Raw genomic sequence first — 25,942 nt, forward strand, 5'->3', positions numbered from 1 at the left:
AACCATGACCGCCGATGATGTGGCTCTACCCTTTTCTGGAAGGCCGGGCATAGCCATGGTGCGCGCGAGCGACAGCAGGACACGACAGAACGCGGAAGCCCCGGACGATGATCCGGAAGTGCCCGAGCCAGTGCCGCAATGGGTGCCGGACCCGCAAGTGGGTATCGTCTCCATCACGGACCCGGTGGAACGGCGCGTGATGGGCAACAACATCCTCTTCCTGTCGCTCTACCTGATCCTGTTCGCCTTCTTCATCGTCCTGAACGCCAGGGCCGAGATCTCGACCGCCAGGACGGAGGCGGTGCTGGCCGGTCTCGGCCTGCCCGTTCAGCCACGCCCGGCTGTGGTTCAGCGACCGATGGTGCTGGTCGCGGACGAGCTGGAGCAACGCCTGAGCGATGTGTTCCCGCGGGAGCTGGCGCCCGACCTGAGCATTGTCGCCGCCTCCGATGGCGGCCTGGTGGTCAGCCTGCCGCTGCGCCGCGTCTTCCAGGATGACACTGCAGTGCTCCGTACCCAGCGTCTGTCCGTGATGCGACGCATGGCGGAGGTGCTGGCCGGTTTCGGGCGGACAGACGGTCTCTCGCTCACCCTGGTGGTTCCCCCCGGGGAATCGTCCGATCTCGCGATCCGCCGGGCTGCGGCCCTGGGCCGTGATCTGGTTCGCGCGGGGGTCGACGCCTCTGCGTTTGCCATTCGGATCGAGGATCAGGGTGCCGCAGCCGATCTGAGACTTGTGCTGACCCGGAACGGGGAGGGGGCCACATGAGCCGATCTTCCTGGCTGATCGCCTTCGCGGACCTGGCCGCGGTCCTGACCGGTTTCTTCGTGCTGATGCTGTCCATGTCCGAATTCGACACGCCGCGCGTGGAGGACCTGCTGGACGATCTCAGCAAGGCAAGGGGGGCATGGAGCCTGGTTCAGGCGGAACCGCCGGTGCCCGCCACCGGTGTGCTGCGGGACCTTCAGGACCTGCCGGACAATGTCCATTATCTCGCAACGGTCATCCGGGCGGAGGCCCAGGCGGGCAACTGGCCCCTGAATGTCCGTTCCAACGATCAGGGCGTGCTGCTGCGTCCGACGGTGACCGATGAACAGGCCGCGGACTTCCTGCCGATGCTGGGCGACTATCTTGCCGGCTCCGGACTGGATGTTTCCGTCAGGGCGATGTTCCCGGCCGAGGCCGAAGCCCGCGCCTCGGGTTTCGGGGTCTATGACGTCGGACTGGCCCGTGCGCAGGCGGCTGCCCGTGCATTGGGGGCCGGACCGGACGGGGCCGTTCCGATCGAGACCCGCATCGATGCCGGGCTGGATACCTTCCGACTTGAGATTGCGGTGCGACAGCCGCAGGAGCCGAAGACATGACCAACAGAGTGCTGCGTTTCCTTCCGTTCGTGATCATGATCGGGCTGACCGCGCTGGCAGGTCTGGCCCAGGCCGCAGACAATGTGCGCGTCCGTTTCGGTGATCATCCGGGTTTCAGCCGTGTGGTGTTCGACTGGCCCGAGGCCGCGGCCTACGAGATCTCGGCCAGCGGGGATGCCATCGATGTCACATTTGCCCGCGCGGCGGACTTCGACCTCTCCGCCTTCCGCACCATTGGTGCCCGGGCCATCCGCTCGGTCGCGGCGCTGGACGATGGTCGCACGGTGCGGCTGGTCCTGAAGGGCGGCAGCCTCGGCAAGCACTTCAAGGCAGGCGGCAAGGTGGTGCTCGATGTTTCCGAGAAGGCGGGGGGCGCCACTGTGGCAGACAAGGCCACGCCGAAGCGCCCGACCGCCAGACCCCAGCCCACCACGGCACCGGCACCGGCCAGGACCAGAACAGAGTCGGCAGCGGCACCGAAGGTCAGCCCGCGACCGACGTTCCGTGAACCGGTCGCTGCGCCGGAGGCCGTCGCTGTCGATCCCGATGCCGTGCAGGTGAACTATGACCTGCGTCCCGGACGCACGATCCTGCGTTTCCAGTGGCCGGAGCGGGTGGCCGCCGTGGCGGTGCATCGCGGCGAGCATGTCTGGCTGGCATTCGACAAGGACAGGAAGATCGAGCCTGGCCCGCAGGGTGCCGTTGCCCAGGGGCCGGTCGAGCGTGTGGTGACGGAACCGTCTGCCAGCGGATCAGTGGTTCGCATCGACGTTGCCGCAGGGGCGGCGCTGTCGGTCACCGTCGATGGCAACGACTGGGTCGTGGACATTGGTGGTGGCCGGGGCCGCGCGGAGACGGCGATCCGCCTGGAGGCACAGGCCGACGCGCCCTCCGGACCGCGCATCTTTGCGCCCATTGCCGATGCGGGAACGCCGATCCTGATCGATGACCCGATCGTTGGCGACAGGCTGGCCCTGGTCCCGGTGCTGGAGGCTGGTCTGGGTGTCCATCCGGCGAGACGTTACGTCCTGTTCGACCTGCCACCAACCCAGCAGGGCATCGCGATCCGGTTCCATGCCGAGGCCCTGAACATTGATACCACCGAGCGTGGACTCTCGATCGGTGGCCGCGAGACCCTGTTTCTCGCCGAGGAGAGCGAGAAGGTGGCGCGATCCGCGGCCGGGCAGCCCCCGGGCATCACGGGCGAGAAGGGCAACACGGGCCCGAAGAGTGTCTTCGATCTGACGGCCTGGCAGGGCGACTACGACATCGACGAGAAGCGCCAGGAACTGATGTACCGGATCGCGGTCGCAACTCCGGCGGCACGGAACGGGGAGCGGCTGGCTCTGGCCCGTTTCCTTGTCGGACACCGTCTGGCACAGGAAGCGCTGGGCGTGATGGACCGGATCGAGGATGAGGACAAGTACGCCGACACGGACCCTTCCTATCGTGCCCTGCGCGGTGTAGCCCGGCTGTTTGCCGGCAAGTACGGCGAAGCTGCAGGTGACCTGCGCCATCCGAAATTGCAGAATGCGCAGGACGTTGCCCTGTTTCGTGGCCTTCTGGCCGCCAAGCGGCGCGAGTTCTCGGAAGCGCGGCGGGAATTCCGGGGCGGCATGCCGGTCATGTCCAAGATGCCGGAGGAGATGCAGCCGGAACTGCGCCTCGCCTTCGCCGAGACCGCGCTCGCCCTGAACGACCCGAAACTCGCCGGGGAACAGGTCTCCGCGCTGCTGCTCCATTCCGGCACGGAGTCGCGACGGGAGGAGGCAAAACTACTCGCTGCCCGCATTCACGCGATGACCGGTGACATGGAAGATGCCGGTGCGCTCTATACCGAACTGGCCCAGAGCCCCTACCGACCGGTTCGCGCGCGGGCCATCTATGCCGAGACCAATCTGCTGCTGGACGAAGAACGCATCGACATGGCGGAGGCGATCGACCGGCTGGAACGCCTGCGGTTCTCCTGGCGCGGTGACGTGTTCGAGTTCGAGCTGATGCAGCGGCTGGCGGACCTGTATGTGCAGGACGGGCAGTTCCGCAAGGGCCTGATGGCCATGCGCCAGACGGTCGAACAGTTTCCGGACATGCCTGAAGCGCAGGCCCTGGCCGGTGAGATGAAGGAAGTCTTCGCCGGACTGTTCGAGCGCGGGGAGGGGGCGGAAATGTCCCCTGTCACCGCCATGGCGCTCTACTACGAATTCCGCGAGCTGACGCCGGATGGCGAACGCGGTGACCGGATGATCCGCCGACTGGCGGACCGGCTGGCCGCCGTGGAGCTGCTGGGCGAGGCGTCGAAACTGCTGGAACATCAGATCATGCACCGTCTGGGCGGGGACGAGAAGGCTCGGGTCGGGACCCGGCTTGCCGTGCTGAACCTGCTCGACGGGCGCCCCAAGGACGCGATCGAGGCGCTGCGGACCACGCGGAACCTGTCGATAAGCGAGAGCATGCGGCGCGAACGCCTGCTGCTGGAAGCCCGGGCGCTTACCGAGATAGGGAACTATGACAGGGCCCTCGTCCTGCTGGCCGGCCTGTCGGGCGATGACGTCGACAATGTCCGCACCGAGATCCTCTGGCGGGGCCGCAAGTGGGCGCGTGCCGCCGTTTCCCTGGCGCCCAAGCTTGCGTCGCTCAGGGAGGGGGATCAGCCGCTCGACAAGGACTCCCGACGGGACATCCTGCGCTTTGCCATCGCCAGTTCCCTGGCGGGGGACCGTACCGCGCTGGCCGAGTTGCGCCGGTCGTTCGGAGAACGGATGCAGGGACAGCCGGAATGGCCGTCGTTCCAGGTGGTCACTGCCGAAGACCGTCGTGACAGCGCCGAGTTTCGCAATCTGGCCGCCGAGATTGCCCAGGTCGACCAGTTCGAGGCTTTCATGACCTCATATCGAGACAGATTGCGCGACAGGCCGCTCAGCGCCATCAACTGATCCGCAGCCGGTCTTTCGGCCAGGTGTCCGGCTTTCGGCCCGTTCAACCTGCGAACTGTCCGGAATCGGGACGGCTCAGTGCGCCCTGTCACACTGTCTTGCCGCTTTTTGCCGGTGTTTCAGCCCGTTTTGCCGAGTCTGGCATAACGGTTGCTTAATACTTCGCAAAGGCATCGGATCAGGCACGGTATCTGGTGTGGCGGCGTTCCCGCGTAGCTACATGTTGTGTGAGATTGGTAACGAGCTGCAAATTGCAAACTTCTCGGTAACGTAGTCTTGCGCTCAGATATCAGAATGATCCGGTAAGGTTCTGAAGGAATTGTGAATTCAGGTCTATGATCGTAGTTTGTGATTCGTTTTCAGGCCGGACTCGTGGAACCGAGACGGACAGGCAATATGGCAAGCGTGAGTTTTCTGCAGCAGGCACAGCACATGGATGATTCCTCGGAACTGCCGCCCTTCATGGCGCAGTCGCAGGGCGATCAGTCGCTGATCAGCTTTCGCCATGTGTTTGGTGTGGTCTGGCGGCGGAAGCTGATCATCCTCGCCATCGTGCTGTTCGTGACGGCCCTCGCATATTACTGGGTCAAGACCCGCACCCCGCTGTATGTCGCCACCGCCGAGGTCGAGATCGGCATCCAGGACCAGCGCGTCGTCAACATTCAGGACGTTTTGCAGCAGGGGCAGCAGGACTTCTATTTCAACGAGACCCAGGCGGCGATCATCTCCTCCACCTTCGCGGCGGAGGAAGTCGCCAAGCGCATGGGGCTGTTCGAGGATCCCTCGGCGCTCTGGTGGGGTGACCAGGACAAGGCTTCCCTGTTCGACGGCGTCAAGGCTGCCGTGAAGAGTGTTCTGCCCGACCCGGTGGTCGAAGGCGTGCGCGGTGCGCTGAACACCCTGCGCGGCGGTTCTCAGGAGAGCCCGCAACTCTCGGTTCTGGAGAGCATGACGCCGGAGGAGCGCGCGACGTTCGAGAAGCAGGCGGTGCTGAAGGGTCTGCTCGGCAACCTGGGCGTTGATCCGTCGGAGCGCGCACGCACCATCTCCATCAGTTTCGTGTCCGACAAGCCGGGATTTGCCCGCGAGATCGCCAATGCCTTCGCGCAGGTCTATGTCGACTCGACCCGGACCGAGAAGAGCGAAGCGACGTCGAATGCATCCAGTTTTCTCGGCAATGAGGCCGAGCGCCTGAAGGCGGACTATCTGGACTCCGAACAGGCACTGGAGAAGTTCCGCCGCGACCATGGCGTTGTCGATTATCGCAATCAGACCACGCTGTTGCAGGAACAGCTCGCGGAACTGAACCGCCAGCGTGTCGGTGCACGGGAACTTCAGGCCGAGGCGGAAGCACGTGTTGCCCAGGTCAAGCGGCTGCTGAACGAAGGTTCCGACGGCATCGAAAGCGTGACCGCAGTGCTGGACTCGACCCTGATCGTTCGTCTGCGGGAGCAGGAGGCGGAGGTGCTGCGCGAGATCGCGGAACTGCGCACCCAGCTTCGTGACCAGCATCCCCGGCTGCAGCTCAAGCGCGCCGAACTGGCTGACCTGCAGGTCGCCATCCGCTCCGAGATCACCAAGATCGTCATCGCTCTGGACAACAAGCTGGAGCTTTCGCGGGTGAAGGTGGAGAACCTGAACACGGAGATCGAGGCGCTGGCCTTCCAGGTCGCCGAACAGACGGACTCCGAAGTGACCCTGCGGTCGCTGGAATCGGAGCGCAATGCAGCCAAGCAGCTCTATGACACCATCCTCAGCCGCTTCAAGGAAGTCGACCTGCAGGAGCGCAGCCCCCAGCAGGCGAGTGCCCGCGTGATCAACAGCGCCGGCACCCCGCTGGAGCCGAGCTTCCCGCGCCGCAACCTGACGATCGCCGCCGCTCTGGTCGGATCGGCCATCCTGGGTGTGCTGGTGGTCTTCCTGATCGAATACATGGATACCGGCTTCCGCTCCCTGCAGCAGTTGCAGCAGCTCGCCTATGTCCCGGCCCTGGGTCTGGTGCCGCGCCTGTCGATGCTCGACAGCCGCCGCTCGACGCCGGAGGATTTCGTGATCGACGAGCCGAATTCGCTCTATTCGGAAGCGATACGAACGATCCGAACGTCGCTGATGCTGTCCAGCATCGACCAGCGTCCGCGCTCCGTCATGTTCACCTCTTCCGTACCGGCGGAGGGCAAGACCGCCACCGCGGTGTCCGTTGCCCGGGCGTCGGCGAAGGCGGGGCAGCGCACCATCCTGATCGACTGCGACCTGCGCAAGCCGTCAGTGAATGAGTCGCTTGGTGTGCCGAACGGCAAGGGTGTGGCCGAGATCCTGACCGGCGCGGCGGAGATCGACGACGCGGTCGAGATCGATCTGAAATCTGGCCTGCACTACATCACCGCCGGTGCCAAGGTTCCGAACCCGCCGGACGCCCTCGGTTCCAATGCCATGCGTCAGCTGATCGAGGAACTGAGCCGTCGCTATGACCTGGTCATCCTCGATACTCCTCCGGTGCTGCCGGTCTCCGACGCTCTTGTCCTGCTCCGTCATGTCGACAAGTCGGTCTTCCTCGTCCGCTGGGGCTCGACCCGGCGGGAGGCCGTGCTGGCCGGTATTCGTCAGGTGCAGGAAGCCAATGGCGATCTCGCCGGCGTTGCCATGACGCGGGTCGATATTCGCCGCCATCAGAAGTACAACTACAGTGACTCCTATTATTACTACCGGGGTTACGGAAAGTACTATGGCACGTAAGCGCCGCAGGCGCTCAGGCGGCATACCCTTTGGAGCTTCCACCGGCGGCCTGCTGATTGCGGCGGCCGGTGTGCTGCTTGTGGTGATGAGCGGCCCGCGTCTGATCGGTGCCGTGAACGCCACAGCTGGTGAACCCGCCATCGAGAAGCTGAGACGCGGGGAGAAGATCGGCGAGCCAGCCATCGAGCGTGCACGCAAGGCCTTCGCGACCGCGGCCAGATCCATCCCGCGCGACTATCGGGCGTATCGCGATCTGGCGTTGATCGAGATGGTTGCCGCGCGCATGCTGCCTGTCGGTTCCGATGAATGGATGGATGCGGTCAACCGGGCCATTGGCGCCGGGCGCATGTCGCTCGGCAACAATCCGGCCCAGCCTTACGTCTGGCTGCGTCTGGCGCAGTCGGAACTGATGCAGGATGGTGTCGGTGCACGCTCGGCCTTCGCCTTCGCCATGTCACTGGAGACGGGCCCGCAGGTAATCGGCCTGATGAAGCCCAGGGTCATCCTGGGACTCATCCTGTGGCCCGTACTCGATGAAAGGCAGCAGGACCGGGTCCTCGCCCAGATCAGGGGGCTTGCCCGCTACAATCCCCGCATCCTGGCAGAGACCGTGCTGCACCGTGCGGCCCTGCCGTTGGTCCAGCAGGCGCTGGCCGACGACCCGGAACTGATGCGTGCCTTCCTTGATGTCTACCTGCAGCGCCGCACGCCGGGTTACCGGCCCCCGCTGTAAGCGCGCCCCGTTCCTATCCCCGTCCGACGAAGGGCATGTTGGTGGCCATGACGGTCATGAACAGCACGTTCGCATCCAGTGGCAGGTTGGCCATGTGCAGCACTGCGTCCGCGACGTGCTGCACGTCCATCACCGGTTCCGGCGCCATGGAGCCGTCCGCCTGCGGGACGCCCAGCGGCATGCGGGCGGTCATCGGGGTTTCGGCATTGCCGATGTCGATCTGGCTGCAGGCGATGCCATAGGCCCGGCCATCCAGCGATGTGGATTTCGTCAGGCCCGTCATCGCGTGCTTGGTCGAGGTATAGGGGGCCGAGAACGGACGCGGCGTATGGGCGGAGATGGAGCCATTGTTGATGATGCGCCCGCCCTGCGGTGACTGCGCCTTCATCATCCGGAAGGCCTGCTGGGTGCAGTAGAACGCGCCCGAGAGGTTGGCATTGACCACCGCCTGCCAGCTCTCCACCGGAATATCCTCCAGCGGCATCGGCGGTGTGCCGGACCCGGCATTGTTGAACAGCACATCCAGCCGCCCGAAGCGCGCGCTGGTGCTGTCGAAGAGGGCCTTCACCGCTTCAGGGTCGCCGACATCGCACTGCACTGTCAGAACATCATCGGCGGCGGCCTTCGACAGCTCCGCCGTCTCCTGCAGTGCCTCGGCCCGGCGACCGGCCAGTGCGACCCTGTATCCGGCACCCAGCAGGGTCAGGGCAACTGCCCGCCCGACCCCGGAACCCGCGCCCGTGATGATTGCAACCCTGTCTGTCATGTCATCCCCCCAGGAAGTCTTTCTGCCGTTAGTTCATCTGTCCTGAAACAGGTGAGCGAATGCCGCCATCACCTGCTGATAGCTCTCGCGCTTGAACGGGATCACCAGATCGGCCAGATCGGCGAAGGATGCCCAGCGCCAGGCATCGAATTCCGGATGTTCCGTCGCGATATCGATCTCGCTGTCATCACCGTTGAACCGCAGCAGGAACCATTTCTGCGTCTGGCCGCGATACCGGCCCTTCCAGACCTTCCCGACCAGATCATCGGGCAGGTCGTAGTTGATCCAGCCTTCGCTGACCGCGAGGATCTCGGCGTTGTCGGTGCCGATCTCTTCCTTCATCTCCCGGAAGACCGCCGTCTCCGGATCTTCACCGGCATCGATGCCGCCCTGCGGCATCTGCCAGGCCTCGACCTGCTGGTCGATGCGGCGGGCGACGAACACCTGATTGTCGGCGTTCACCAGCATGATGCCGACACACGGGCGATAGGGCAGATCGGACTTGTTCATGCTGTCGGCCTATTCAGGGTTCGCGGTGCGCACGACGGCGGAGACGGGTGCGAGGACAAAGCCCCTGTCCTTCAGACCGGCGATCCAGAACCGCAGCCGCTCGATGGCGACGGGATAATCGGCGGCAAAGCCCACCGCGCTGCCCCTGCTCAGGGCAAGCTGTTCCAGCTGGGCAAGGCGGGTGTCGATGGGGCCCCGTGCAGCCTCGGCGTCAATGAAACGATCGTTGGTGGCCGCAGGCAGACCCATCTCGACAGCCAGCTTTCCGGCGATCGAGGCCGGGCTTTCCCGTGAATCGATGTAGAGCAGGCCGCGCTGGTCCATGGCCACCAGAACGGGCTGCATGTCCCTTGGCGAGACCGTGAAACGTGATCCCATCAGGTTGGTCAGGCCGACATAGCCTTCAGCCCGGCTCAACACCCATTCCATGCGGTCGAGGTTGACCTCGGGGGAGTTGGCGGTCAGCAGCGCCTTGTTGCCGGGGTCGTTGAACTCCGTGCTGCGGGGCTCCATGGGCAGTTGCAGCAGCACCTCGTGTCCGGCGGCGCGGGCGGCCGGGACCCATTCCGCCAGTCGGTTCGAATAGGGACTGAAGGCAAGCGTGACCTCCCCCGGCAGGTCCTGGATCGCGGCCAGCGTCGGCTGTTCGGCCAGTCCCATGTTGGTCACGACGATGGCGATGCGCGGAATACCCGTCGCCGCGTCGAAGGGGCGGGCATAGACCTTCCAGGGCAGCTTGCCCTCGGCGGAGCGGATCGGCAGCGGGCCATAGCGCCCTTCGCTGGTGATCGCGGGGTCCGGTGCAGGTGCCAGTGGCACGCGATTGGGGGACACCACCACGGGCGGTGCCTCCGGCGCGGAACCGACGTTCGGGACGGCGGCAGGCGCCATGGCCACCCGCGGTGTCTCGGCGGCGGCGGGCGACTGGTGGTGGTCCGTCGGCGCGGAGCCATGCGCTGTGTCTGTGCCGTGGTCGGAGTCCCGATGCGATGCGGCGTCATGGTCGGCTGTCGCCGGCGCGTGTCCGTCGGTTCGTGCGGCATGGCTGTCCGTGGCCGGGGACTCATGCTGGTCCGATTCGGTCTTGCCGTGGGCCTGATCATGCGCGGATTCCTCATGCGCCGATGCATGCGCATCTCCGCTGGCGTGGCCGCTGTCCGAACCGTGTGCCGAACTCTCCCCACGGGCGGCGGTACCGGCGTGATCCCCCTGGCCGGAACCGTGCCCGGATTCGGCCTGGCCGGAATCACCATGATCGGCACTTCCATGGCCGGCTTCCGCATGACCGTTGTCCGAATGACCGGTCTCGCCATGCTCGGCGGCGGCCTGGTCGGTTGCTGCGGGCATGGCATTTCCGCCCGGGTCCGTCAGGGCCAGCCAACCGGCCGTACCGCCGACAACACCCAGGAAGATCGCGGTCGCAGCGAACAGCCCGATCTGTGCCAGAGGCATTCGGCCCGTTCCTGCTGCTCGGTCAGCCATCTGGAAAGTCGCCCCGCCGGTCTATTTCAGACTGGCGCGCGCGATGGTGATGGTGTGGATGGCGTCGAGTGCACGCTGCAGCTGATAGTCCGTCCGCTGCTCGGGCTCGGCCACGGTGTCACCCTCACTGCTGTTCGCGTCGGTATCATTGTCGAGACGGTTGCGCAGGTCCGCTTCCGACCTCTGGCTGGTTTCGAGCAGTTCCAGCCGTGCCTGCGGCACGTCAATGTCCGGGACGATGCCCTTGGCCTGGATCGAGTTGCCGGACGGCGTGTAGTAGCGCGCCGTCGTCAGCTTGAGCTGATTGCCGCCGCCAAGCTGCATGATCGACTGGACGGAGCCCTTGCCGAAGCTCTTGGTGCCCATCAGGATCGCACGCTTGTGGTCCTGCAGGGCGCCGGCCACGATCTCCGACGCACTGGCCGAACCGCCGTTGATCAGCACGATGACCGGCAGGCCGCTGGCCAGATCGCCCGGCTTGGCGTTGTAGCGTTCGATGGCCGAAACGTCGCGTGCCCGGGTGGAGACGATCTCGCCCCGATCCAGGAACGCATCCGAAACGGCAATGGCCTGATCCAGCAGACCGCCGGGATTGTTCCGCAGGTCGAGAATCACGCCCTCGATATTGTCGCCGAGCTCTTCCTTCAGCTTCCGCATCGAACTGCGCAGGCCGGATTCGGTCTGCTCGGAGAAGCTGGATATGCGGATGTAGGCGACATTGCCTTCAGCGCGCGCACGCACGGACTGCACCTTGATGACCGCCCGGGTGATGGTGATCTCGAAAGGCTCGGCCACACCGCTGCGGTTGACCATCAGCAGGATGTCCGTGCCCACCGCGCCGCGCATCTTCTTCACCGCCTCGGTCAGGCTGAGGCCCAGCACCGCTTCCCCGTCGATATGGGTGATCAGGTCGTTGGGCTGCACGCCTGCGCGGGCCGCAGGCGTATCGTCGATGGGGGTGACGACCTTGACGTAGCCGTCCTCCATCGTGACTTCGATACCCAGGCCGCCGAACTCGCCCTTGATGCTGACCTGCATCTGCTTGACCTGCTCCGGCGGCAGGAAGGCGGAGTGCGGGTCGAGGGACTTGAGCATCCCGTTGACCGCAGCCTCGATCAGCTTGGCGTCATCCACGGGTTCGACGTAGCTGTCGCGAATCTTGGCAATCGCATCGCCCAGCAGGGTCAGCAGGTCGTAGTCATAGGCTTTCGTCTGCTGTGCCTGTGCCGTCGTGGTCATGAGGCCCACAGGCCCCGCCAACAGCGCGGACACCAGTGCCACGCGAATAATCCGCTTCATCATCAGCCGCTGCTCTTTCCCTTGCTCGGCGCCATCCATGGCAAAGGATCGACAGGCGATCCGTTGCGACGCAGTTCCAGATAAAGTTCGGGTCGCTTTCCGTCCGTAGTCCGCGTCATGCTGCCGATCGGCTCACCGGCGAGCAACCATTGACCCACAGTCACGTCGCTCTGCGCCAGCCCGGCGATCAGCAGATGATAGCCGTCGCCCAGATCCATGATCAACAACCGTCCATAGGATCGGAACGGCCCTGCAAAGCTTACCGTACCATCATGCGGTGCGGTGACCAAAGCACTGGAACGTGTCGAAATTGTGAGGCCTTGCACTTCTCCGGGCGCACCGGGGCGGTGATCGCCGAAGTGATGCACGACAGTCCCCTCCGCCGGGAAGGGCAGACGCCCCTTCAGGGCCTCGATCCCTACGCGCCTCGCGGGTTTCGCGGGTATCGCCGCCAGGGTGGTGACGGGAGCCAGCCGGTCCATCAGGCTGTTGAGGTCGCGTGCCCGGGCGGCCAGCCGTGCCAGGCGCGTGCTCTCGATCTCGCGGGCGATGCTGAGCGCACCGAGCTGGTCCCTGCGCTGGCGCAGCAGCAGCTCCAGTTCATCGCGCTCCGACTGGAGACGCGCGATTGTCCGGGTGGCGTGCTGGCGCGCGGTGACCTGGCGTTCCTTGAGTTGCTCAAGCGCCAGAAGCGCCTGCTGCAACCCGGCCACCCGGCCCTGCAGCACCGGCGTGATCCCTGCGAGCGCGGAGGCGGTCATCGCGTTCTCGGCGACCTGCCCCGGCTGGGCGACCACGGCCAGCGTCGGCATCCGGGCCAGGCCGAGCAGGGCCGAGAGGGTTGCCGCCAGTTCCCTGCGGCGCTGGGTCAGGGCGACGGTCCGTGCCTGAATCTGCGAATCGAGGTCCGCGACAGTCGTTTCCGCGCCGCTGCTCTCCCGCTCCGCCTGCCGAACCGCTTCGGCCGCTGCTGCCAGCTTCTCCGAGAGTTCCCTGTTCTCCTCCGCGAACCGCTTCGCGTCGCGTTGCAGACCCTGCAGCCGTGCTTCCGTCTCTTCGCGGGTCTGTTCCAGCACTTTCAGCTGCGCATCCGGATCCAGCGTCTTCTCCTGGGCCAGCGCGGGCAGCGACAGGGGCATGACCAGCGCCAGGGGCAGGAGCAGTCGGGTGCGCGATGCCTTCAGGAACGACAGGACCGGCTCAACTTGCCACACGGTGTTCCGTTTCCAGGGCGCCGGCAGGGGTCAGCAGGCACTTGCCGGTCATGGCTGCCGGCTGCGGCAGACCCATCAGATTCAGCACGGTCGGTGCAAGGTCCGCCAGGCGGCCCGGCTCCAGCGCCATGCCGTCCGGCCCGTTGACCATGGTCAGGGGTACCGGGTTGGTGGTGTGCGCGGTATGCGGCTGCCCCGTTTCCGGGTCGCTCATCATCTCCAGATTGCCGTGATCCGCCGTGATCAGCAGCGTGCCATCCGCTTTCCTGATGGCGTCGGCGAGCCGACCGAGGCAGGTATCGATGGTCTCCACGGCCCGGATCGCCGCCGCGAGATCGCCGGTGTGTCCGACCATGTCCGGATTGGCGAAGTTCACCACGATCAGGTCCGTCTGGCCGTCAGCGATCCGCTCCACCAGCCGGTCCGTGACTTCCCCGGCGGACATTTCCGGCTGCAGGTCATAGGTCGCGACGTCGGGGGAGGGGATCAGGATCCTGTCCTCGCCCTCGTACTGCTGCTCCTGTCCGCCATTGAGGAAGAACGTGACGTGGGCGTATTTCTCGGTTTCGGAGATCCGGAGCTGCCTGCGGCCGGACCGGGCAACGACCTCGCCCAGCGTGTCCGGCATATCCTCCGACGGGAACAGGGCCTGCAGAAACGGATTGAGCGCCTCGGAATATTCCGTCATGCCGATGGCTCCACCGAACCGCATCGTTCGGTCGCGCCGGTAGCCATCGAAATGCGGGTCCAGCAAGGCCGTCAGGATCTCGCGTGCGCGGTCGGCCCTGAAGTTCGCCATCACCAGCCCGTCGCCGTCCGCCATGCCGTCGAAGCCGGAAATGCGGCGCGGCTTGACGAACTCGTCGGTTTCATCGGCGCTGTAGGCGTCTTCCAGAGCGGTCTTCCAGTCCGGGAACGCGGTGGCGACGCCATTGACCAGCGCATTGCAGGCAATCTCGACCCGGTCCCAGCGCTTGTCGCGGTCCATGGCCCAGTAGCGTCCGATCAGGGTCGCGATCCGCGCGCCGTGCGGCAGTGCGCGATCAACCGCATCCAGATATTCCGCGGCGCTCTTCGGCGGGGTGTCACGCCCATCCAGAATGGCGTGGACCAGTACCTCTGCCCCGCCATCGACAAGGGCCTGCGCCAGCGCCACGACATGGCCCTGATGCGCGTGGACGCCGCCCGGTGAGAGCAGCCCCAGAATGTGAACGGTGGGGCAGGTGGCGGCCATCTGCTTCAGCCGGGCATCCTTCTGCAGGCTGCCATCCTGGATCGCGGCATCGATGCGCGGCAGGTCCTGCATCACCACCCGGCCTGCACCGATGTTCATGTGGCCCACTTCGGAATTGCCCATCTGTCCGTCAGGCAGACCGACGGCGAGGCCGGATGTCTCGATCAGGCTCTGGGGGCACGTGCGGCTGAGTTCACGCCAGTTGGGTGCTTTGGCCAGCGCAATGGCGTTGTCCGTCGGATCTTCGCGATGGCCCCAGCCGTCCAGGATGCACAGGACAACGGGTCCGGTCGTTTCAGTCTTCGTGTCTTTGCTCATGGTGCTGCTTCTACCTGATCCGCGCAGGGTACTCCAGCCGGTTGGTCCGCCGGGCCTGCCAGACTTCAGGTCAGCACTCAATGCATGAAATGCAACCGGTCGAAGGTCTGCCGGAAGGCGGAGACGCGTGGCAGCACGGTCTCCGGCGCGTTGCTCCGCAAGGCTTCGACGATCAGGTCCGCAAGCGGTTCGACATGCTCCGGTCCTGTGCCCCAGCGTACCAGTTCCGGCGTACCGATGCGCAAGCCGTTCATGTCGCCCGCCACGTCCGGCAGGGGCAGACCGATGCCGCAGGCTAGGAACCCGGCCTGGCGCAGCTTCCGCGATGCCGCCTGACCACCACCGAGCGGGGCCGCCTCCACCGCGAACTGGTGCGACTGCGTGTGGCCCTGATCGGCGGCGAAGACCTTCAGTCCGCGCGTCGCCAGCGCGCGCGCCAGCCCGACGGAGGTTTCGATCATGCGCCTGGCATAGGCCTCGCCGAAGTCCCGCCAGTCCAGCATGGTAACGGCGAGTGCGGCCGACTTGGCGGCATCGAAGTTGGCGGTCATGCCGGGGAAGGCAATGGCGTCCAGCCGCTCCGCGATCCAGGCATCATCGGAAACGATCAGGCCGCCGGCGGGACCACCCAGGCTCTTGTAGGTGCTCATGGTCATGAAATGCGCCCCTTCCTTCAGGGGGTTCTTCCATGCCTTGCCCGCGATGATGCCGCACTGGTGTGCCGCATCGAACATCACCCTTGCCCCGATCCCGTCGGCGATCTCCCGGATCGCCCGCACCGGATGCTCGAACAGGTTCAGGCTGCTGCCGACGGTGATCAGCCTTGGCCGCTCCCGGTCGGCGAGATCAGCCAGCGCGGCCACATCGACCGTGTAGCCGTCCGCATCAACCGGCGCAGGAACAGTGCGCAGACCGTAGAGTCCCGCGCAGCCAGCCAGATGATGGGTGACGTGACCGCCAATGGACGGCGGCGGGGCGATGATGGTGTCGCCCGGCTGGCAGGTCGCCATGAAGCCGAACAGATTGGCGATGGCGCCTGACGGCACCCGGATCTCGGCATGCGCCGCGTCGAAGACCTCCGCGCAGAGTGTCGCGCAGATGACCTCGATCTCCTCGATCGCTTCCAGCCCCATCTCGTACTTGTCGCCGGGATAGCCGAGTGACGGGCGGGAGCCGATGCCGGATGCCAGCAGCGCCTCCGCCTTCGGGTTCATGACGTTGGTGGCCGGATTGAGGTTGAAACATTCCCTCTCGTGGATGTCCCGGTTCCTGTCCGCCAGCGCTTCGATGCGATCCAGTATGGTCGCGGAAGCGGAATCCGATGTTTCTCTGGCAATCGCCTGGACAAGGCTCTCGCTGGTCTCCGGCACCCATTCCCGCTTTGCGATGGTCATCATGCTCTCCCGTCTGGATGACCGAATGCTGCCATCAGGGGATTGATCGGGCAAAGCAGCTTTCGTAAAAATCGCCGTAGAAATTCTAAGGGTCATGCCATGGCAGTTGCACCTCCCCGCCCGAAAGGACCCCCGCTGAACGCCCTGCGTGCGTTCGAGGCGGCGTCACGCCTTGGCGGGATCGCGCAGGCGGCGGAGGAACTGTGCGTCACACCGGGGGCGGTGTCGCAGCACATCAAGGCACTGGAGGCGTGGGCAGGTGTCGCCCTGTTCGAACGCCGTTCCCAGGGCGTCCGTCTGACAGCGGCGGGCGCGGAACTGGCTCCGGGCTTCACTGCGGCCTTCGATCAGCTCGGTGAAGCGGTTGGCAGGCTGCGGGCGGCGCGCGGGATGCGCAGCATCAATGTTGCGGCAATGCCCAGCGTTGCATTGCTCTGGCTTTCGCCACGGCTGGCCGGATTGCGCGCTGCGATTGCGCCGGCGGAAGTCGCAGTCTTCGCGCTTGAAGCTCCGCCGGGCATGACGCGGGAGCCATTTGACCTTTCACTGTTCATGCGTCCTGAAGACGATTGTCCGACAGGCATCCCGCTGTCCGATGGGCACATGTTCCCGGTTTGCGCACCAGCCATGGCTGCGGACCTGCATGGACCGGAAGACGTGCGGCAGATGACCCTGCTGCACGATCAGACCTGGGCCACGGACTGGCAGGACTGGGCGCGGGCCTGCGGAGTCACCTTGCCGACCGGGCGCAGGGGATTGAGCTATTCGCTCTACAGTCTGGCACTTTCGGAGGCGAAGGCTGGCGCCGGTATTCTGATGGGCCACGACTGTCTCGTCGAGGATGCGCTGGCGGCTGGCGAACTGGTTGCGCCATTCGGCGCAAGGGTAGCGTCAGGGCGAAAGCTCATGCTGGAGACCTCCATGACCCTGCAGCGGTCGGGTCAGGTCCAGGCGATCGTCGGGGCATTGTCCGGGGAAGATCAGTCCCGGTGATAGGGGTGACCGGACAGGATCGTCTGGGCGCGATAGAGCTGCTCCGCCAGCATGGCGCGGACCATCAGGTGCGGCCAGGTCAGCCGTCCGAGGCTGAGGGACAGGCTGGCGGTCGCGCGCGTCGCCTTTTCCAGCCCGTCGGCGCCGCCGATCAGGACCGCGATGTCCCGGCGGCCGTCGTCGGCCAGGCTCTGCAGGCGCGCGGCAAAGCCCCGGCTGTCGAGCAGTTCGCCACCTTCGTCCAGGGCGATGATGGCCTGGGCACCCGCCGAGCGGTCCCGCAGCATCTGGTTCTCGCGGGCATTGCGTTCCGCGTCGGAACCGCCCTTGCGATCCTCGATCTCCTGCAGGTCCAGCGGCCAGGAAAGGCGCTTTGCATAGGTGTCGAACAGATCCCGCTCCGGCCCGCGTCCGAAGCGCCCGACGCTGAGCAGCGTGACCTTCAGCACCGCGAGGTCAGGACGCTGCCTGCTCTCCGGCGGTACCCAGATCCACCGCCCACATCTTCTCCAGATTGTAGAATTCCCGCACTTCGGGGCGGAAGACGTGAACGATGATGTCGCCCGCATCGACCAGCACCCAGTCGCAGGTGGGCATGCCCTCCACCTTCGGGCGTCCGTGGCCGGATGCCTTCAGCTTCTCGACAATGTGGTCGGCGATTGCGGCGACATGCCGTGAGGACCGACCTGATGCAACAAGCATGTAGTCGGCGATCTCTGTCTTGCCCTGCAGATCGATGCGTACGATCTGCTCGGCCTGGTCGTCATCGAGTGACGTTTCAATCAGATCCAGCAAGTTCCTGTCCGGTCCCTTTGTGCCAGTGACGATATCCATTCTCCTGATTCGCGGGCCTTGCGCCAGCCCGTTGTCTGTCATCGTTCCGTCGCGAATGGCTGTGGCGGAAAGTGCGCTCCGGCGCATCCGGATGAAGGTCAGCGCCGGCGGTGTCTTCCGCCAGAGGTCGCGCGCCCGGTCCTGCGGCAGCAAGGCACGGCGGTATCGGGTCGCCGCCTGTCCCGACAGGGCGTTGTGAGAATAGGGCGCACGGTCGAACACGGCAACGGGTACACTCTCTACCAGTTCCGGCCAGCGGGCCCAGCGTGGCAATTGCGCCAGATTGTCGGCCCCCATCAGCCAGACGAAGTGGTGGTCGGCAAACCGCTTCTGCAGGACCCGGACCGTGTCGCGTGTGTAACGGGTCCCCAGGTGCCGTTCGATGTCCGTCACCCGGATGCGCGGATGGGCGGACACGGCGATGGCCCCGTACATGCGCGATGCCAGTGGTGCCATGCCCTGCTCGCTCTTCAGGGGGTTCTGTGGCGAGACCAGCCACCAGACCTCGTCCAGTCCCAGCCGTTTCAGGGCCGTCAGGCTGATATGGCGATGGCCCTCATGGGCGGGATTGAAGGATCCCCCCAGCAGACCGATCCGCAGGCCCCGAACGTGTCTCATGCCATCACGGACGTGCCTGCCCGGAGCCATGGACGAGGTACTTGAAGCTGCAGAGCTGCTCCACGCCGACGGGACCGCGGGCGTGCATCTTGCCGGTGGCGATCCCGATCTCCGCACCCATGCCGAACTCGCCGCCATCGGCGAACTGGGTGGAGGCATTGTGCATGACGATGGCCGAATTGACCTCCGCCATGAACCTGGCCGCCGCCGCATCATCTTCGGTGATGATGCTGTCGGTGTGCTCGGAACCATGATCACGGATGTGCGCGATGGCCTGGTCCAGCCCGTCAACGATACGCGCGGAAATGGTGGGGCCGAGCCACTCGGTATCCCAGTCGGCATCCGCCGCTCCCTGGACACGGGGGTCCAGCGCCTGCGTTTCCGTATCTCCCTTGACCGCACATCCGGCGGCGAACAGGTCTTCCAGGATGGGCTTCATCAGACTCTGCGCCGCCGAACGGTCCACCAGCAGGGTCTCCGCCGCGCCACAGATGGAAGTGCGGCGCATCTTGGCGTTGACCGCGATCTCCCGCGCCATGGCAGGGTCGGCGGCGGCATGGACATAGACGGTGCAGCGGCCTTCCAGATGGGCGAAGACGGGCATCCGTGCCTCGTCCTGTACCCGCGCGATCAGCGACTTGCCACCACGCGGGACAATGACGTCGATCAGTCCGGCGCTGCGCAGCATCAGGCCGACGGCTTCCCGGTCGGTGGTGGGGATGAGCTGGATCGCGGCTTCCGGCAGGCCCGCGGATTTCAGGCCCTGAACCATGGCGGCATGCAGGGCGCGGTTGGTGCTGATGGCTTCCCGCCCGCCACGCAGGATCACGGCATTGCCCGCCTTCAGGCAGAGACCGCCTGCGTCACAGGTGACATTGGGACGGCTTTCGTAGATCACGCCGACAACGCCCAGGGGGGTGCGGACCCGCTGGATACGCAGGCCGTTGGGGCGGGTCCATTCGGCGATGGTGCTGCCGACAGGATCGTCCAGCGCCGCGATGTCCTCCAGCCCCTTCGCCACGGCTTCCAGCCTGTCGTTGTCCAACCGGGCACGATCGATCAGGGGCGCGGCCAGCCCGGCGGCCTCCGCCGTCGCCACATCCTGCGCATTGGCATCCAGAATGGCGGTGGCGTCGGCGCGGATCGCCGCTGCGGCGGCGCGCAGGGCGCTGTTCTTCTGCTCGGCGGTGGCTGTTGCCAGAGACTGCGCGGCGGCGCGCGCGGCCAGGCCCATCTGCTCGATCAGCGCCGGCAGGTCCCGTGCGTCCCCAAATTCGGCTTCAACGACACTCATGGTGCTGCGTCCTCCTTCACGGGCGCGTGCTGCGTCTCCAGCACAAGATCGTCGCGATGGATCATCTCATCACGACCACGGTAACCGAGCAGTTTCTCGATATCACGGCTGTTGTGCCCAGCGATGCGGCGCGCGTTCTCGGCGGAATAGGCGGACAGCCCACGCGCCAGGGTCACGCCCGCCGGGTTGCGGACCCAGACCGCATCACCGCGGTCGAACTCGCCTTCCACGCCGCGGACGCCTGCGGGCAGCAGGCTGCGCCCGGACTTCAGCGCACGGGCGGCGCCATCGTCAACCACCAGCGATCCGGCGGGTTTCAGGGCGCTGGCGATCCACTGCTTGCGTGCTGTGCGCGGTGTCGCGGCGGCGGTGAACCAGGTGCAGGCTCCGCCCTCGGCCAGATGCTGCAGCGGATGCTGGATGCGGCCATCGCAGATCGCCATGTTGCATCCGGCGGCCATGGCAATCTCGGCGGCCAGGAGCTTGGTGGACATGCCGCCGACACCCAGGCCGCTGCGACTCTCCCCGGCCAGCGCCATGATTCCGGCATCCAGTTGCCGCACTTCCGGGATCAGGACGGCTTCCGCATCAACGGTCGGGTCGGCGGTGAACAGTCCGGCGACATCGGAGAACAGCACAAGGCAGTCCGCCGAGATCATCTGGGCCACGCGCGCGGCCAGCCGGTCGTTGTCGCCGTAGCGGATTTCCCGCGTCGCCACCGTGTCATTCTCGTTGATCACGGGCACTGCGCCCATGTGGAACAGGGTCTCCAGCGTCGAGCGGGCGTTGAGATACTGGCGCCGGTTCTCCGTCGCGCCGAAGGTGACGAGAATCTGGCCACAGGTGAGGCCATGCGCCTCCAGAACCTCCTGCCAGGCGCGGGCCAGCTGGATCTGGCCAATGGCGGCTGCGGCCTGGCTTTCCTCCAGCTTCGGGCGGGCACGGCGCAGCCCGACCTGGTGGCGTCCCAGCGCGATGGAGCCGGAGGAGACGATGGCCACGTCCTGGCCGCGTTGCCGTGCCGCCGCGATGTCGGCGGCAAGCGCGCGCAACCAGTCATCGCGCACCCGGCCGGTCGCCGGATTGACGAGCAGGGAGGAGCCGATCTTGATCACCAGGCGGCGGGCGCCGAGCAGGCGGTTGTCTTCGGTCAGGGTTGCCACGGCTGAACCTCCGACGGTTGCGGAGCCTCCGCCGTCTTGTCACGGTCGATTGCCCGGCGCAGGCCACGCAATGCGTCCTCGATTCCCAGCCCGGCAACGCCGGAGAGCAGCAGGGGGTCGCGACCGGCAGCTTCGGCCAGTGCGGCGCGCCGCTCCGCGATCAGTTCCTCGTTCAGGGAATCGCACTTGTTCAGGGCAACGATCTCGGTCTTCTCGATCAGACCGCCGCCATAGGCCTCAAGCTCGGCACGGACAGTATGATAGGCTTCCGCCACATCTTCCTGCGTGCCATCGACCAGGTGCAGCAGCACCCGGCAGCGTTCCACGTGACCCAGGAAACGCGTGCCCAGGCCGACGCCTTCGTGCGCGCCCTCGATCAGGCCGGGAATATCGGCGATGACGAAGCTGGTGTCGTCGGAGACCACCACGCCCAGATTGGGATGCAGGGTGGTGAAGGGATAGTCCGCGATCTTCGGCGTGGCCTTGCTGACGGCGGCGAGGAAGGTCGACTTGCCGGCATTGGGCAGGCCGACCAGCCCGGCGTCGGCAATCAGCTTCAGGCGCAGGACAACCGCCGACTCGGCACCGGGACGACCGGCGTCGGCGCGGCGCGGTGCGCGGTTGGTTGATGACTTGTAATGGGCATTACCGAAGCCGCCGTCGCCGCCATGCAGCAGCACGATGCGCTGATCGACCTCGGTCAGGTCGGCGAGCAGGACCTCGCCCTCCTCGTCGAACACCTGGGTGCCGACCGGAACCTTCAGGATGGAATCCGCGCCATCCGCGCCGGTGCGGTTGCTGCCTTCGCCGGGGCGTCCGTTCTGGGCCTTGAAATGCTGCTGGTAGCGGAAGTCGATGAGCGTGTTGAGGCCTTCGACCGCGACCACGATGACATCGCCACCGCGACCGCCGTCGCCGCCGTTCGGGCCGCCATACTCGATGAACTTCTCGCGCCGGAACGACAGGCAGCCGGGGCCGCCGTTGCCGGACTTGATGAAGACCCGAGCCTGATCCTGGAATTTCATTTGCCGCTCCGCCTGACTGGGAACGGTCTGGCGGGCGCTTGTGTCACCCGCCTGTCCATTCTGGGGCGGGCCTTACTCTGCAGCTTCCGCCGTCGGGACCACGACGTTGATCGTGTTCCGCCGTCCGCCGGCGATGAAGAGCACTTCGCCCTCCGCCTTGGCAAACAGGGTGTGGTCCTTGCCCATGCCGACATTCTCGCCGGGATACCACTTCGTGCCGCGCTGACGCAGCAGGATGTTGCCGGGGATCACATGCTCCCCGCCGTACTTCTTCACACCAAGCCGACGACCGGCTGAGTCGCGACCGTTGCGGGATGAGCCGCCTGCCTTTTTATGTGCCATACCGGAAGTCTCCGCTGCTGCGCTGTTTCATGCCGGGCTGCTGACAGCCCGGGGGCCTCAGCCCGCTTCGATGCCCGTCACACGGACAACCGTCAGATACTGGCGGTGGCCGTTGCGGCGGCGATAGTTGTGCCGACGCTTCTTCTTGAAGATGATGATCTTGTCGCCGCGGGTCTGATCCACGACTTCCGCCTTGACGGACGCGCCATCGACGACCGGCGCACCGATCTTCATGTCTGCGCCATCGCCAACGGCAAGGACTTCATCGAAGGAAATGGCGTCGCCCGGTGCGCCTTCGAGCTTCTCGAGCTCCAGCACATCGCCCTCGGCAACGCGATACTGTTTTCCGCCGGTCTTGATGACTGCGTGCATGACTTTGTATCCGGTCTTCTCAAGCGTGACACCGGATCAGCCTGTCCATGGAAGGATACTGGTCCGGCAAACGATAATCTGGACGCGTCAGGGCCGCCCGTGGAACTTCCCCGGGACGCGAGCGGCGCTTAATAGCCCCCGCCCCCCGTCGTGTCAACCGCTGCGGCGAGATCGCGATGCAATGCAGCGCGGAATTCCGCAGGCGGCGGCATGCTCTTTCCGTCCTTCGCGTGGACCAGCACTGTACGCGCGGTGGCGACGCATGTCTCGCCCACAAACAGTCCCGAGACAACGATCCATGACGTATTGCCCACGGCAACCGTCCTGGTGCCGGTCACGACGGTGGACGGAAAGTGCAGCTCGTGCAGGTAATCGACCTCCAGCCGGGCAACGACCCAGTACTGGATGGCGTCCGATCCCGGCTCCAGCGTCTCGATCAGGGACACCCGTCCGACCTCTATGAACTGCGGCAGCACGGTATTGTTCACATGCCCCAGCCTGTCGGTATCGCTGAAGCGGACCGTGCTGGTAACGCGATGGGGGTAGGTCGCGAGGTCGCGCAGTCTGGCGCGATCCGGCGTGGCATCTGATGTCATTTCTTCTTTCCATCGCTGCGGTTCTGGTCGGGGATCGGTGGCAGGGCGCGGGCGTCATTCAGCACATGGGCCTGCACCGTGCGCGTATCGCCCCGGATGCTGACCGGACGGGAAGGGGAGAGGCTCATGTCCAGCCCGGCCGCTTCCGCCACCGCCGCAGAGAATATGAGCTGGCTGCCATGTTCCTTGTTCGCGTCTTCCAGTCGGCTTGCCACATTCACGGGCGCACCGATCGCGGTGACGGACATGACGTTGCGGTATCCCATCTCCCCGACAACAACATCCCCGATCTCGATGCCGATACCTATCCGCAGGGGCTGGCCCAGTTCGGCGCGCAGGGTCTCGTTCATCTCGTCCAGTGCCACGGACATGGCGCGCGCGGCGGACAGCGCCTGCCTGGCACCCTGCTCCGGCGTCGTGCCCACACCGAACAGGGCCATGACACCGTCGCCGATGAACTTGTCGAGGATGCCGCCGTTCTTCTCCACGGCTTCCCCCATGTAGCGGAAGTACTGGTTGATCAGGAAGACGACGTCATAGGGCAGCTTCTGGCGGGAGAACTCGGTGAAGCCGCGGATGTCGGCAAACAGGATGGCAATGCACTCCTCCGCCCCGCGCGCCGCGCCACCGCCACTGGTGTAGGGCGCATGCGACGGTGCCGGGGCGGGCAGCAGGGGATAGACCCGGACGTCGCCGGTCGGGCGCAGCTGGCAGGCCAGTCGGACACCGGGGGCGGCGGACAGGCGCCGCAGCACCCGGGCTTCGATCTCCTCCGGCTCGGGGCAGTTCTCCAGGCCCTCCAGCACCTTGACCCGGCAGGTGGAGCAGCGCCCGCGCCCGCCACAGATGCTGGCATGGGAGACACCGGCACGCCGACTGGTCTCCAGCACCGTGACGCCGGGCAGCACGGTCGCCTTCTCACCCTCCGGATAGGCAATGGTGATGCGCTTGCGCTGGCGTTCCACCAGCAGGTGCACACCCCGCACGACACCGATCAGCGCGACCGCGCCAATCATGCCGTTCCAGGCAATGTCGCGGGTCTCGTAGACCCAGGCCGCTGCCCCCGCAGGCAGTTGGGTATTCAGCAGATAGGCGCTGCGCCAGACGGGATCGCCCCAGAGGGTCACGACCTCCTGCCCGCCATTGACGAAGCCGACCAGTGACAGGATCACGGTCAGCAGTGCGGCGGTATAGAGGCTGGGGATACAGGGCTGGTACCACTTCTTCAGCCGCAACCAGAGATGAATGCCGGTGCAGCCATGGGTCCATGCCAGGATCGCGACAACGGCCTGCTGCACGCCCTGGACCGGATCGAGGTGCCAGAGTGCCATCAGGACCCAGGCGTAGGTGTCGTCCAGCCCGTAGACCTCATGCAGGCCACGGTTGGCCAGCAGATGCAGCACCAGCAGGGGAGGCAGCGCGAAACCGGTGACGATCTGCACGATCTCGGCGACGGAGATGCCTTCCCAGATGCGGCGCCGATAGACCGCGACAACGGCAAGCAGCATGTGGGCTGCCGTTGCGCCAATGACGAGGACCGTGCCGACCGGCGAGCGCCAGAGGAACAGGAAGACCTCCCGCCCCATCTCCATTGCGGGCAGGGAGATGATGCCCAGTGCGTGATTCAGCAGATGCGTGGTGACGAAGGCAAACAGGACCAGCCCGGAGATCAGTCTGATCCTGCTGATTGTCTGCATGCCCGTTTCTACCGTCCGGTCAGATCGTCTGTCAGATTCCGGTCACGAGCTGCTTCAGGTCAGCCTCCGGCCGGGCACCATAGTGGCTGATGATCTCGGCTGCCGCCACGGCACCGATCCGTCCGGCATCGACCAGGCCACGACCGGACGTGATGCCCCGCAGGAAACCGGCCGCGAACAGGTCACCGGCGCCGGTCGTGTCCACCAGTGCGGTCGGCGGGCTGGCGGGCACTTCATGCACCCCGTCCGGCGCAACGATGACGCAGCCCTTCTCGCTGCGGGTCAGGACGGCAAGCTGGACCTTGCCACGGACGGCGTCGAGCGCGGTTTCGAAGCTGTCTGTCTGATAGAGCGACATGATCTCCGCCTCATTGGCGAAGACGATGTCCAGCGGGCCTTCCACCAGGTCGCGGAACTCGTCGCGGTGCCGGTCGACGCAGAAGGCGTCCGACAGGCTCATGGCCACCTGACGTCCCGCGTCCCGGGCAACGTCGGCGGCGCGGCGCATGGCCTGCTTGGCCAGCGGCTGGTCCCAGAGGTAGCCCTCCAGATAGGTGATTCGTCCGCTCGCCACCAGGTCGGCATCCACGTCGTCGGGGCCGATCTCTGCACTCGCGCCCAGGAACGTGTTCATGGTGCGCTGCGCATCGGGCGTCACCAGGATCAGGCAGCGGGCCGTGCCGAGACCGGGCTTCGCCGCCGGGGCCGAATAGGTGACGCCTGCTGCGCGAATGTCATGCGCGAAGACCTCGCCCAACTGATCGTCCTGCACCCGGCCGATGAAGGCGGAACGACCGCCCAGCGCGGCGACGCCAACTGCCGTGTTGGCGGCGGACCCACCTGAATGCTCCACCCCCGGCCCCATCGCGTTGTAGAGGTTGGTCGCCTGATCCTGATCGATCAGCTGCATGCCACCCTTGGCCAGGTTGCGTTCGGCCAGAAAGGCGTCGTCCGCGTTGCTCAGGACATCCACGATGGCGTTGCCCAGTGCCACCACATCCAGGGTCGGTTCGGTCATCCCGATGTT

Annotated in this window: 23 protein-coding genes; 6 read left to right on the top strand and 17 right to left on the bottom strand. The window is 65.8% G+C overall.

Annotation, left to right across the window (positions count from 1 at the left end; all coding sequences use genetic code 11):
- The first annotated feature begins 55 nt into the window (after positions 1-55).
- The 5 genes from QGV55_RS03480 to QGV55_RS03500 all read left to right on the top strand — a co-directional run bounded on the left by QGV55_RS03480 (position 56) and on the right by QGV55_RS03500 (position 7,764).
- A complete protein-coding gene (locus tag QGV55_RS03480; RefSeq protein WP_281018250.1) occupies positions 56-769 on the top strand; it encodes a hypothetical protein in 714 nt (237 codons plus the stop codon).
- Positions 766-1,365: a flagellar motor protein MotB gene (locus tag QGV55_RS03485; RefSeq protein ID WP_281018249.1), complete on the top strand. Its 600-nt coding sequence runs from the start codon at positions 766-768 to the stop codon at positions 1,363-1,365. The genes QGV55_RS03480 and QGV55_RS03485 overlap by 4 nt, the downstream gene beginning before the upstream one ends.
- Positions 1,362-4,298, top strand: coding sequence for a hypothetical protein (locus QGV55_RS03490; protein ID WP_281018248.1), 2,937 nt, complete (start codon positions 1,362-1,364; stop codon positions 4,296-4,298). The genes QGV55_RS03485 and QGV55_RS03490 overlap by 4 nt, the downstream gene beginning before the upstream one ends.
- Before the next feature lie 432 nt (positions 4,299-4,730).
- Positions 4,731-7,031 (top strand): polysaccharide biosynthesis tyrosine autokinase, encoded by a 2,301-nt coding sequence (locus QGV55_RS03495; RefSeq protein WP_281018247.1) that lies wholly within the window; start codon positions 4,731-4,733, stop codon positions 7,029-7,031.
- Positions 7,021-7,764 carry a hypothetical protein gene (locus QGV55_RS03500; RefSeq protein WP_281018246.1) on the top strand — a complete coding sequence of 248 codons (744 nt, stop codon included), beginning with the start codon at positions 7,021-7,023 and terminating at the stop codon, positions 7,762-7,764. The genes QGV55_RS03495 and QGV55_RS03500 overlap by 11 nt, the downstream gene beginning before the upstream one ends.
- 13 nt (positions 7,765-7,777) lie before the next feature.
- Here QGV55_RS03500 and QGV55_RS03505 read toward each other — a convergent pair whose 3' ends face one another.
- The 7 genes from QGV55_RS03505 to QGV55_RS03535 form a co-directional block, all read right to left on the bottom strand.
- Positions 7,778-8,530: an SDR family oxidoreductase gene (locus QGV55_RS03505; RefSeq protein WP_281018245.1), complete on the bottom strand. Its 753-nt coding sequence runs from the start codon at positions 8,528-8,530 to the stop codon at positions 7,778-7,780.
- A gap of 33 nt (positions 8,531-8,563) precedes the next feature.
- Entirely contained in the window at positions 8,564-9,040 is a 477-nt protein-coding gene (locus QGV55_RS03510; RefSeq protein ID WP_281018244.1) for an RNA pyrophosphohydrolase, read from the bottom strand.
- A gap of 9 nt (positions 9,041-9,049) precedes the next feature.
- Positions 9,050-10,492: a divergent polysaccharide deacetylase family protein gene (locus QGV55_RS03515; RefSeq protein ID WP_281018243.1), complete on the bottom strand. Its 1,443-nt coding sequence runs from the start codon at positions 10,490-10,492 to the stop codon at positions 9,050-9,052.
- Between the two features lie 51 nt (positions 10,493-10,543).
- A complete protein-coding gene (locus QGV55_RS03520) occupies positions 10,544-11,821 on the bottom strand; it encodes a S41 family peptidase (RefSeq protein WP_348637653.1) in 1,278 nt (425 codons plus the stop codon).
- Between the two features lie 2 nt (positions 11,822-11,823).
- The gene (locus QGV55_RS03525) at positions 11,824-13,035 is read right to left on the bottom strand and encodes a peptidoglycan DD-metalloendopeptidase family protein (RefSeq protein ID WP_281018241.1); all 1,212 of its coding nucleotides are present in this window, start codon (positions 13,033-13,035) and stop codon (positions 11,824-11,826) included.
- Entirely contained in the window at positions 13,022-14,587 is a 1,566-nt protein-coding gene (gene gpmI, locus QGV55_RS03530; protein ID WP_281018240.1) for a 2,3-bisphosphoglycerate-independent phosphoglycerate mutase, read from the bottom strand. Before gpmI ends, QGV55_RS03525 begins: the two co-directional genes overlap by 14 nt.
- Before the next feature lie 77 nt (positions 14,588-14,664).
- Positions 14,665-15,981: an aminotransferase class I/II-fold pyridoxal phosphate-dependent enzyme gene (locus QGV55_RS03535; protein ID WP_281018239.1), complete on the bottom strand. Its 1,317-nt coding sequence runs from the start codon at positions 15,979-15,981 to the stop codon at positions 14,665-14,667.
- Between the two features lie 99 nt (positions 15,982-16,080).
- Between QGV55_RS03535 and QGV55_RS03540 the strand changes: the two genes are divergently transcribed.
- Positions 16,081-16,974, top strand: coding sequence for a LysR family transcriptional regulator (locus QGV55_RS03540; protein WP_281018238.1), 894 nt, complete (start codon positions 16,081-16,083; stop codon positions 16,972-16,974).
- Here QGV55_RS03540 and QGV55_RS03545 read toward each other — a convergent pair.
- The 10 genes from QGV55_RS03545 to QGV55_RS03590 all read right to left on the bottom strand — a co-directional run bounded on the left by QGV55_RS03545 (position 16,962) and on the right by QGV55_RS03590 (position 25,933).
- Positions 16,962-17,423, bottom strand: coding sequence for a 23S rRNA (pseudouridine(1915)-N(3))-methyltransferase RlmH (locus tag QGV55_RS03545; protein ID WP_281018237.1), 462 nt, complete (start codon positions 17,421-17,423; stop codon positions 16,962-16,964). The two genes, QGV55_RS03540 and QGV55_RS03545, sit on opposite strands and share 13 nt — an antisense overlap.
- A 7-nt stretch (positions 17,424-17,430) precedes the next feature.
- Positions 17,431-18,426, bottom strand: a complete 996-nt coding sequence (locus tag QGV55_RS03550) for a nicotinate-nucleotide adenylyltransferase (RefSeq protein ID WP_281018236.1) — start codon at positions 18,424-18,426, stop codon at positions 17,431-17,433.
- Between the two features lie 4 nt (positions 18,427-18,430).
- Positions 18,431-19,720 (bottom strand): glutamate-5-semialdehyde dehydrogenase, encoded by a 1,290-nt coding sequence (locus tag QGV55_RS03555; RefSeq protein ID WP_281018235.1) that lies wholly within the window; start codon positions 19,718-19,720, stop codon positions 18,431-18,433.
- The gene (proB, locus tag QGV55_RS03560; protein ID WP_281018234.1) at positions 19,717-20,883 is read right to left on the bottom strand and encodes a glutamate 5-kinase; all 1,167 of its coding nucleotides are present in this window, start codon (positions 20,881-20,883) and stop codon (positions 19,717-19,719) included. Before proB ends, QGV55_RS03555 begins: the two co-directional genes overlap by 4 nt.
- A complete protein-coding gene (obgE, locus tag QGV55_RS03565) occupies positions 20,871-21,908 on the bottom strand; it encodes a GTPase ObgE (protein ID WP_281018233.1) in 1,038 nt (345 codons plus the stop codon). Before obgE ends, proB begins: the two co-directional genes overlap by 13 nt.
- Positions 21,909-21,980: 72 nt before the next feature.
- Positions 21,981-22,250, bottom strand: coding sequence for a 50S ribosomal protein L27 (rpmA, locus tag QGV55_RS03570; protein ID WP_281018232.1), 270 nt, complete (start codon positions 22,248-22,250; stop codon positions 21,981-21,983).
- 57 nt (positions 22,251-22,307) lie between these two features.
- Positions 22,308-22,622 (bottom strand): 50S ribosomal protein L21, encoded by a 315-nt coding sequence (gene rplU, locus QGV55_RS03575; protein WP_281018231.1) that lies wholly within the window; start codon positions 22,620-22,622, stop codon positions 22,308-22,310.
- A 128-nt stretch (positions 22,623-22,750) separates the two neighbouring features.
- Positions 22,751-23,218, bottom strand: a complete 468-nt coding sequence (locus QGV55_RS03580; RefSeq protein ID WP_281018230.1) for a thioesterase family protein — start codon at positions 23,216-23,218, stop codon at positions 22,751-22,753.
- Positions 23,215-24,915: an adenylate/guanylate cyclase domain-containing protein gene (locus QGV55_RS03585; RefSeq protein ID WP_281018229.1), complete on the bottom strand. Its 1,701-nt coding sequence runs from the start codon at positions 24,913-24,915 to the stop codon at positions 23,215-23,217. Before QGV55_RS03585 ends, QGV55_RS03580 begins: the two co-directional genes overlap by 4 nt.
- Positions 24,916-24,946: 31 nt before the next feature.
- Entirely contained in the window at positions 24,947-25,933 is a 987-nt protein-coding gene (locus QGV55_RS03590; protein WP_281018228.1) for an adenosine kinase, read from the bottom strand.
- Between the last annotated feature and the right edge of the window lie 9 nt (positions 25,934-25,942).

Source organism: Minwuia sp. IMCC3009 (assembly GCF_029909415.1).
In the GTDB taxonomy this organism is placed as follows: Bacteria; Pseudomonadota; Alphaproteobacteria; order Minwuiales; family Minwuiaceae; genus Minwuia.

Coding starts and splice junctions, on each gene's coding strand:
- QGV55_RS03480 (WP_281018250.1), top strand. CDS start 56: ATGGTGCGCGCGAGCGACAGCAGGACACGACAGAACGCGGAAGCCCCG.
- QGV55_RS03485 (WP_281018249.1), top strand. CDS start 766: ATGAGCCGATCTTCCTGGCTGATCGCCTTCGCGGACCTGGCCGCGGTC.
- QGV55_RS03490 (WP_281018248.1), top strand. CDS start 1,362: ATGACCAACAGAGTGCTGCGTTTCCTTCCGTTCGTGATCATGATCGGG.
- QGV55_RS03495 (WP_281018247.1), top strand. CDS start 4,731: ATGGATGATTCCTCGGAACTGCCGCCCTTCATGGCGCAGTCGCAGGGC.
- QGV55_RS03500 (WP_281018246.1), top strand. CDS start 7,021: ATGGCACGTAAGCGCCGCAGGCGCTCAGGCGGCATACCCTTTGGAGCT.
- QGV55_RS03505 (WP_281018245.1), bottom strand. CDS start 8,530: ATGACAGACAGGGTTGCAATCATCACGGGCGCGGGTTCCGGGGTCGGG.
- QGV55_RS03510 (WP_281018244.1), bottom strand. CDS start 9,040: ATGAACAAGTCCGATCTGCCCTATCGCCCGTGTGTCGGCATCATGCTG.
- QGV55_RS03515 (WP_281018243.1), bottom strand. CDS start 10,492: ATGCCTCTGGCACAGATCGGGCTGTTCGCTGCGACCGCGATCTTCCTG.
- QGV55_RS03520 (WP_348637653.1), bottom strand. CDS start 11,821: ATGAAGCGGATTATTCGCGTGGCACTGGTGTCCGCGCTGTTGGCGGGG.
- gpmI (WP_281018240.1), bottom strand. CDS start 14,587: ATGAGCAAAGACACGAAGACTGAAACGACCGGACCCGTTGTCCTGTGC.
- QGV55_RS03535 (WP_281018239.1), bottom strand. CDS start 15,981: ATGACCATCGCAAAGCGGGAATGGGTGCCGGAGACCAGCGAGAGCCTT.
- QGV55_RS03540 (WP_281018238.1), top strand. CDS start 16,081: ATGGCAGTTGCACCTCCCCGCCCGAAAGGACCCCCGCTGAACGCCCTG.
- QGV55_RS03550 (WP_281018236.1), bottom strand. CDS start 18,426: ATGAGACACGTTCGGGGCCTGCGGATCGGTCTGCTGGGGGGATCCTTC.
- QGV55_RS03555 (WP_281018235.1), bottom strand. CDS start 19,720: ATGAGTGTCGTTGAAGCCGAATTTGGGGACGCACGGGACCTGCCGGCG.
- obgE (WP_281018233.1), bottom strand. CDS start 21,908: ATGAAATTCCAGGATCAGGCTCGGGTCTTCATCAAGTCCGGCAACGGC.
- rpmA (WP_281018232.1), bottom strand. CDS start 22,250: ATGGCACATAAAAAGGCAGGCGGCTCATCCCGCAACGGTCGCGACTCA.
- rplU (WP_281018231.1), bottom strand. CDS start 22,622: ATGCACGCAGTCATCAAGACCGGCGGAAAACAGTATCGCGTTGCCGAG.
- QGV55_RS03580 (WP_281018230.1), bottom strand. CDS start 23,218: ATGACATCAGATGCCACGCCGGATCGCGCCAGACTGCGCGACCTCGCG.
- QGV55_RS03585 (WP_281018229.1), bottom strand. CDS start 24,915: ATGCAGACAATCAGCAGGATCAGACTGATCTCCGGGCTGGTCCTGTTT.
- QGV55_RS03590 (WP_281018228.1), bottom strand. CDS start 25,933: ATGACCGAACCGACCCTGGATGTGGTGGCACTGGGCAACGCCATCGTG.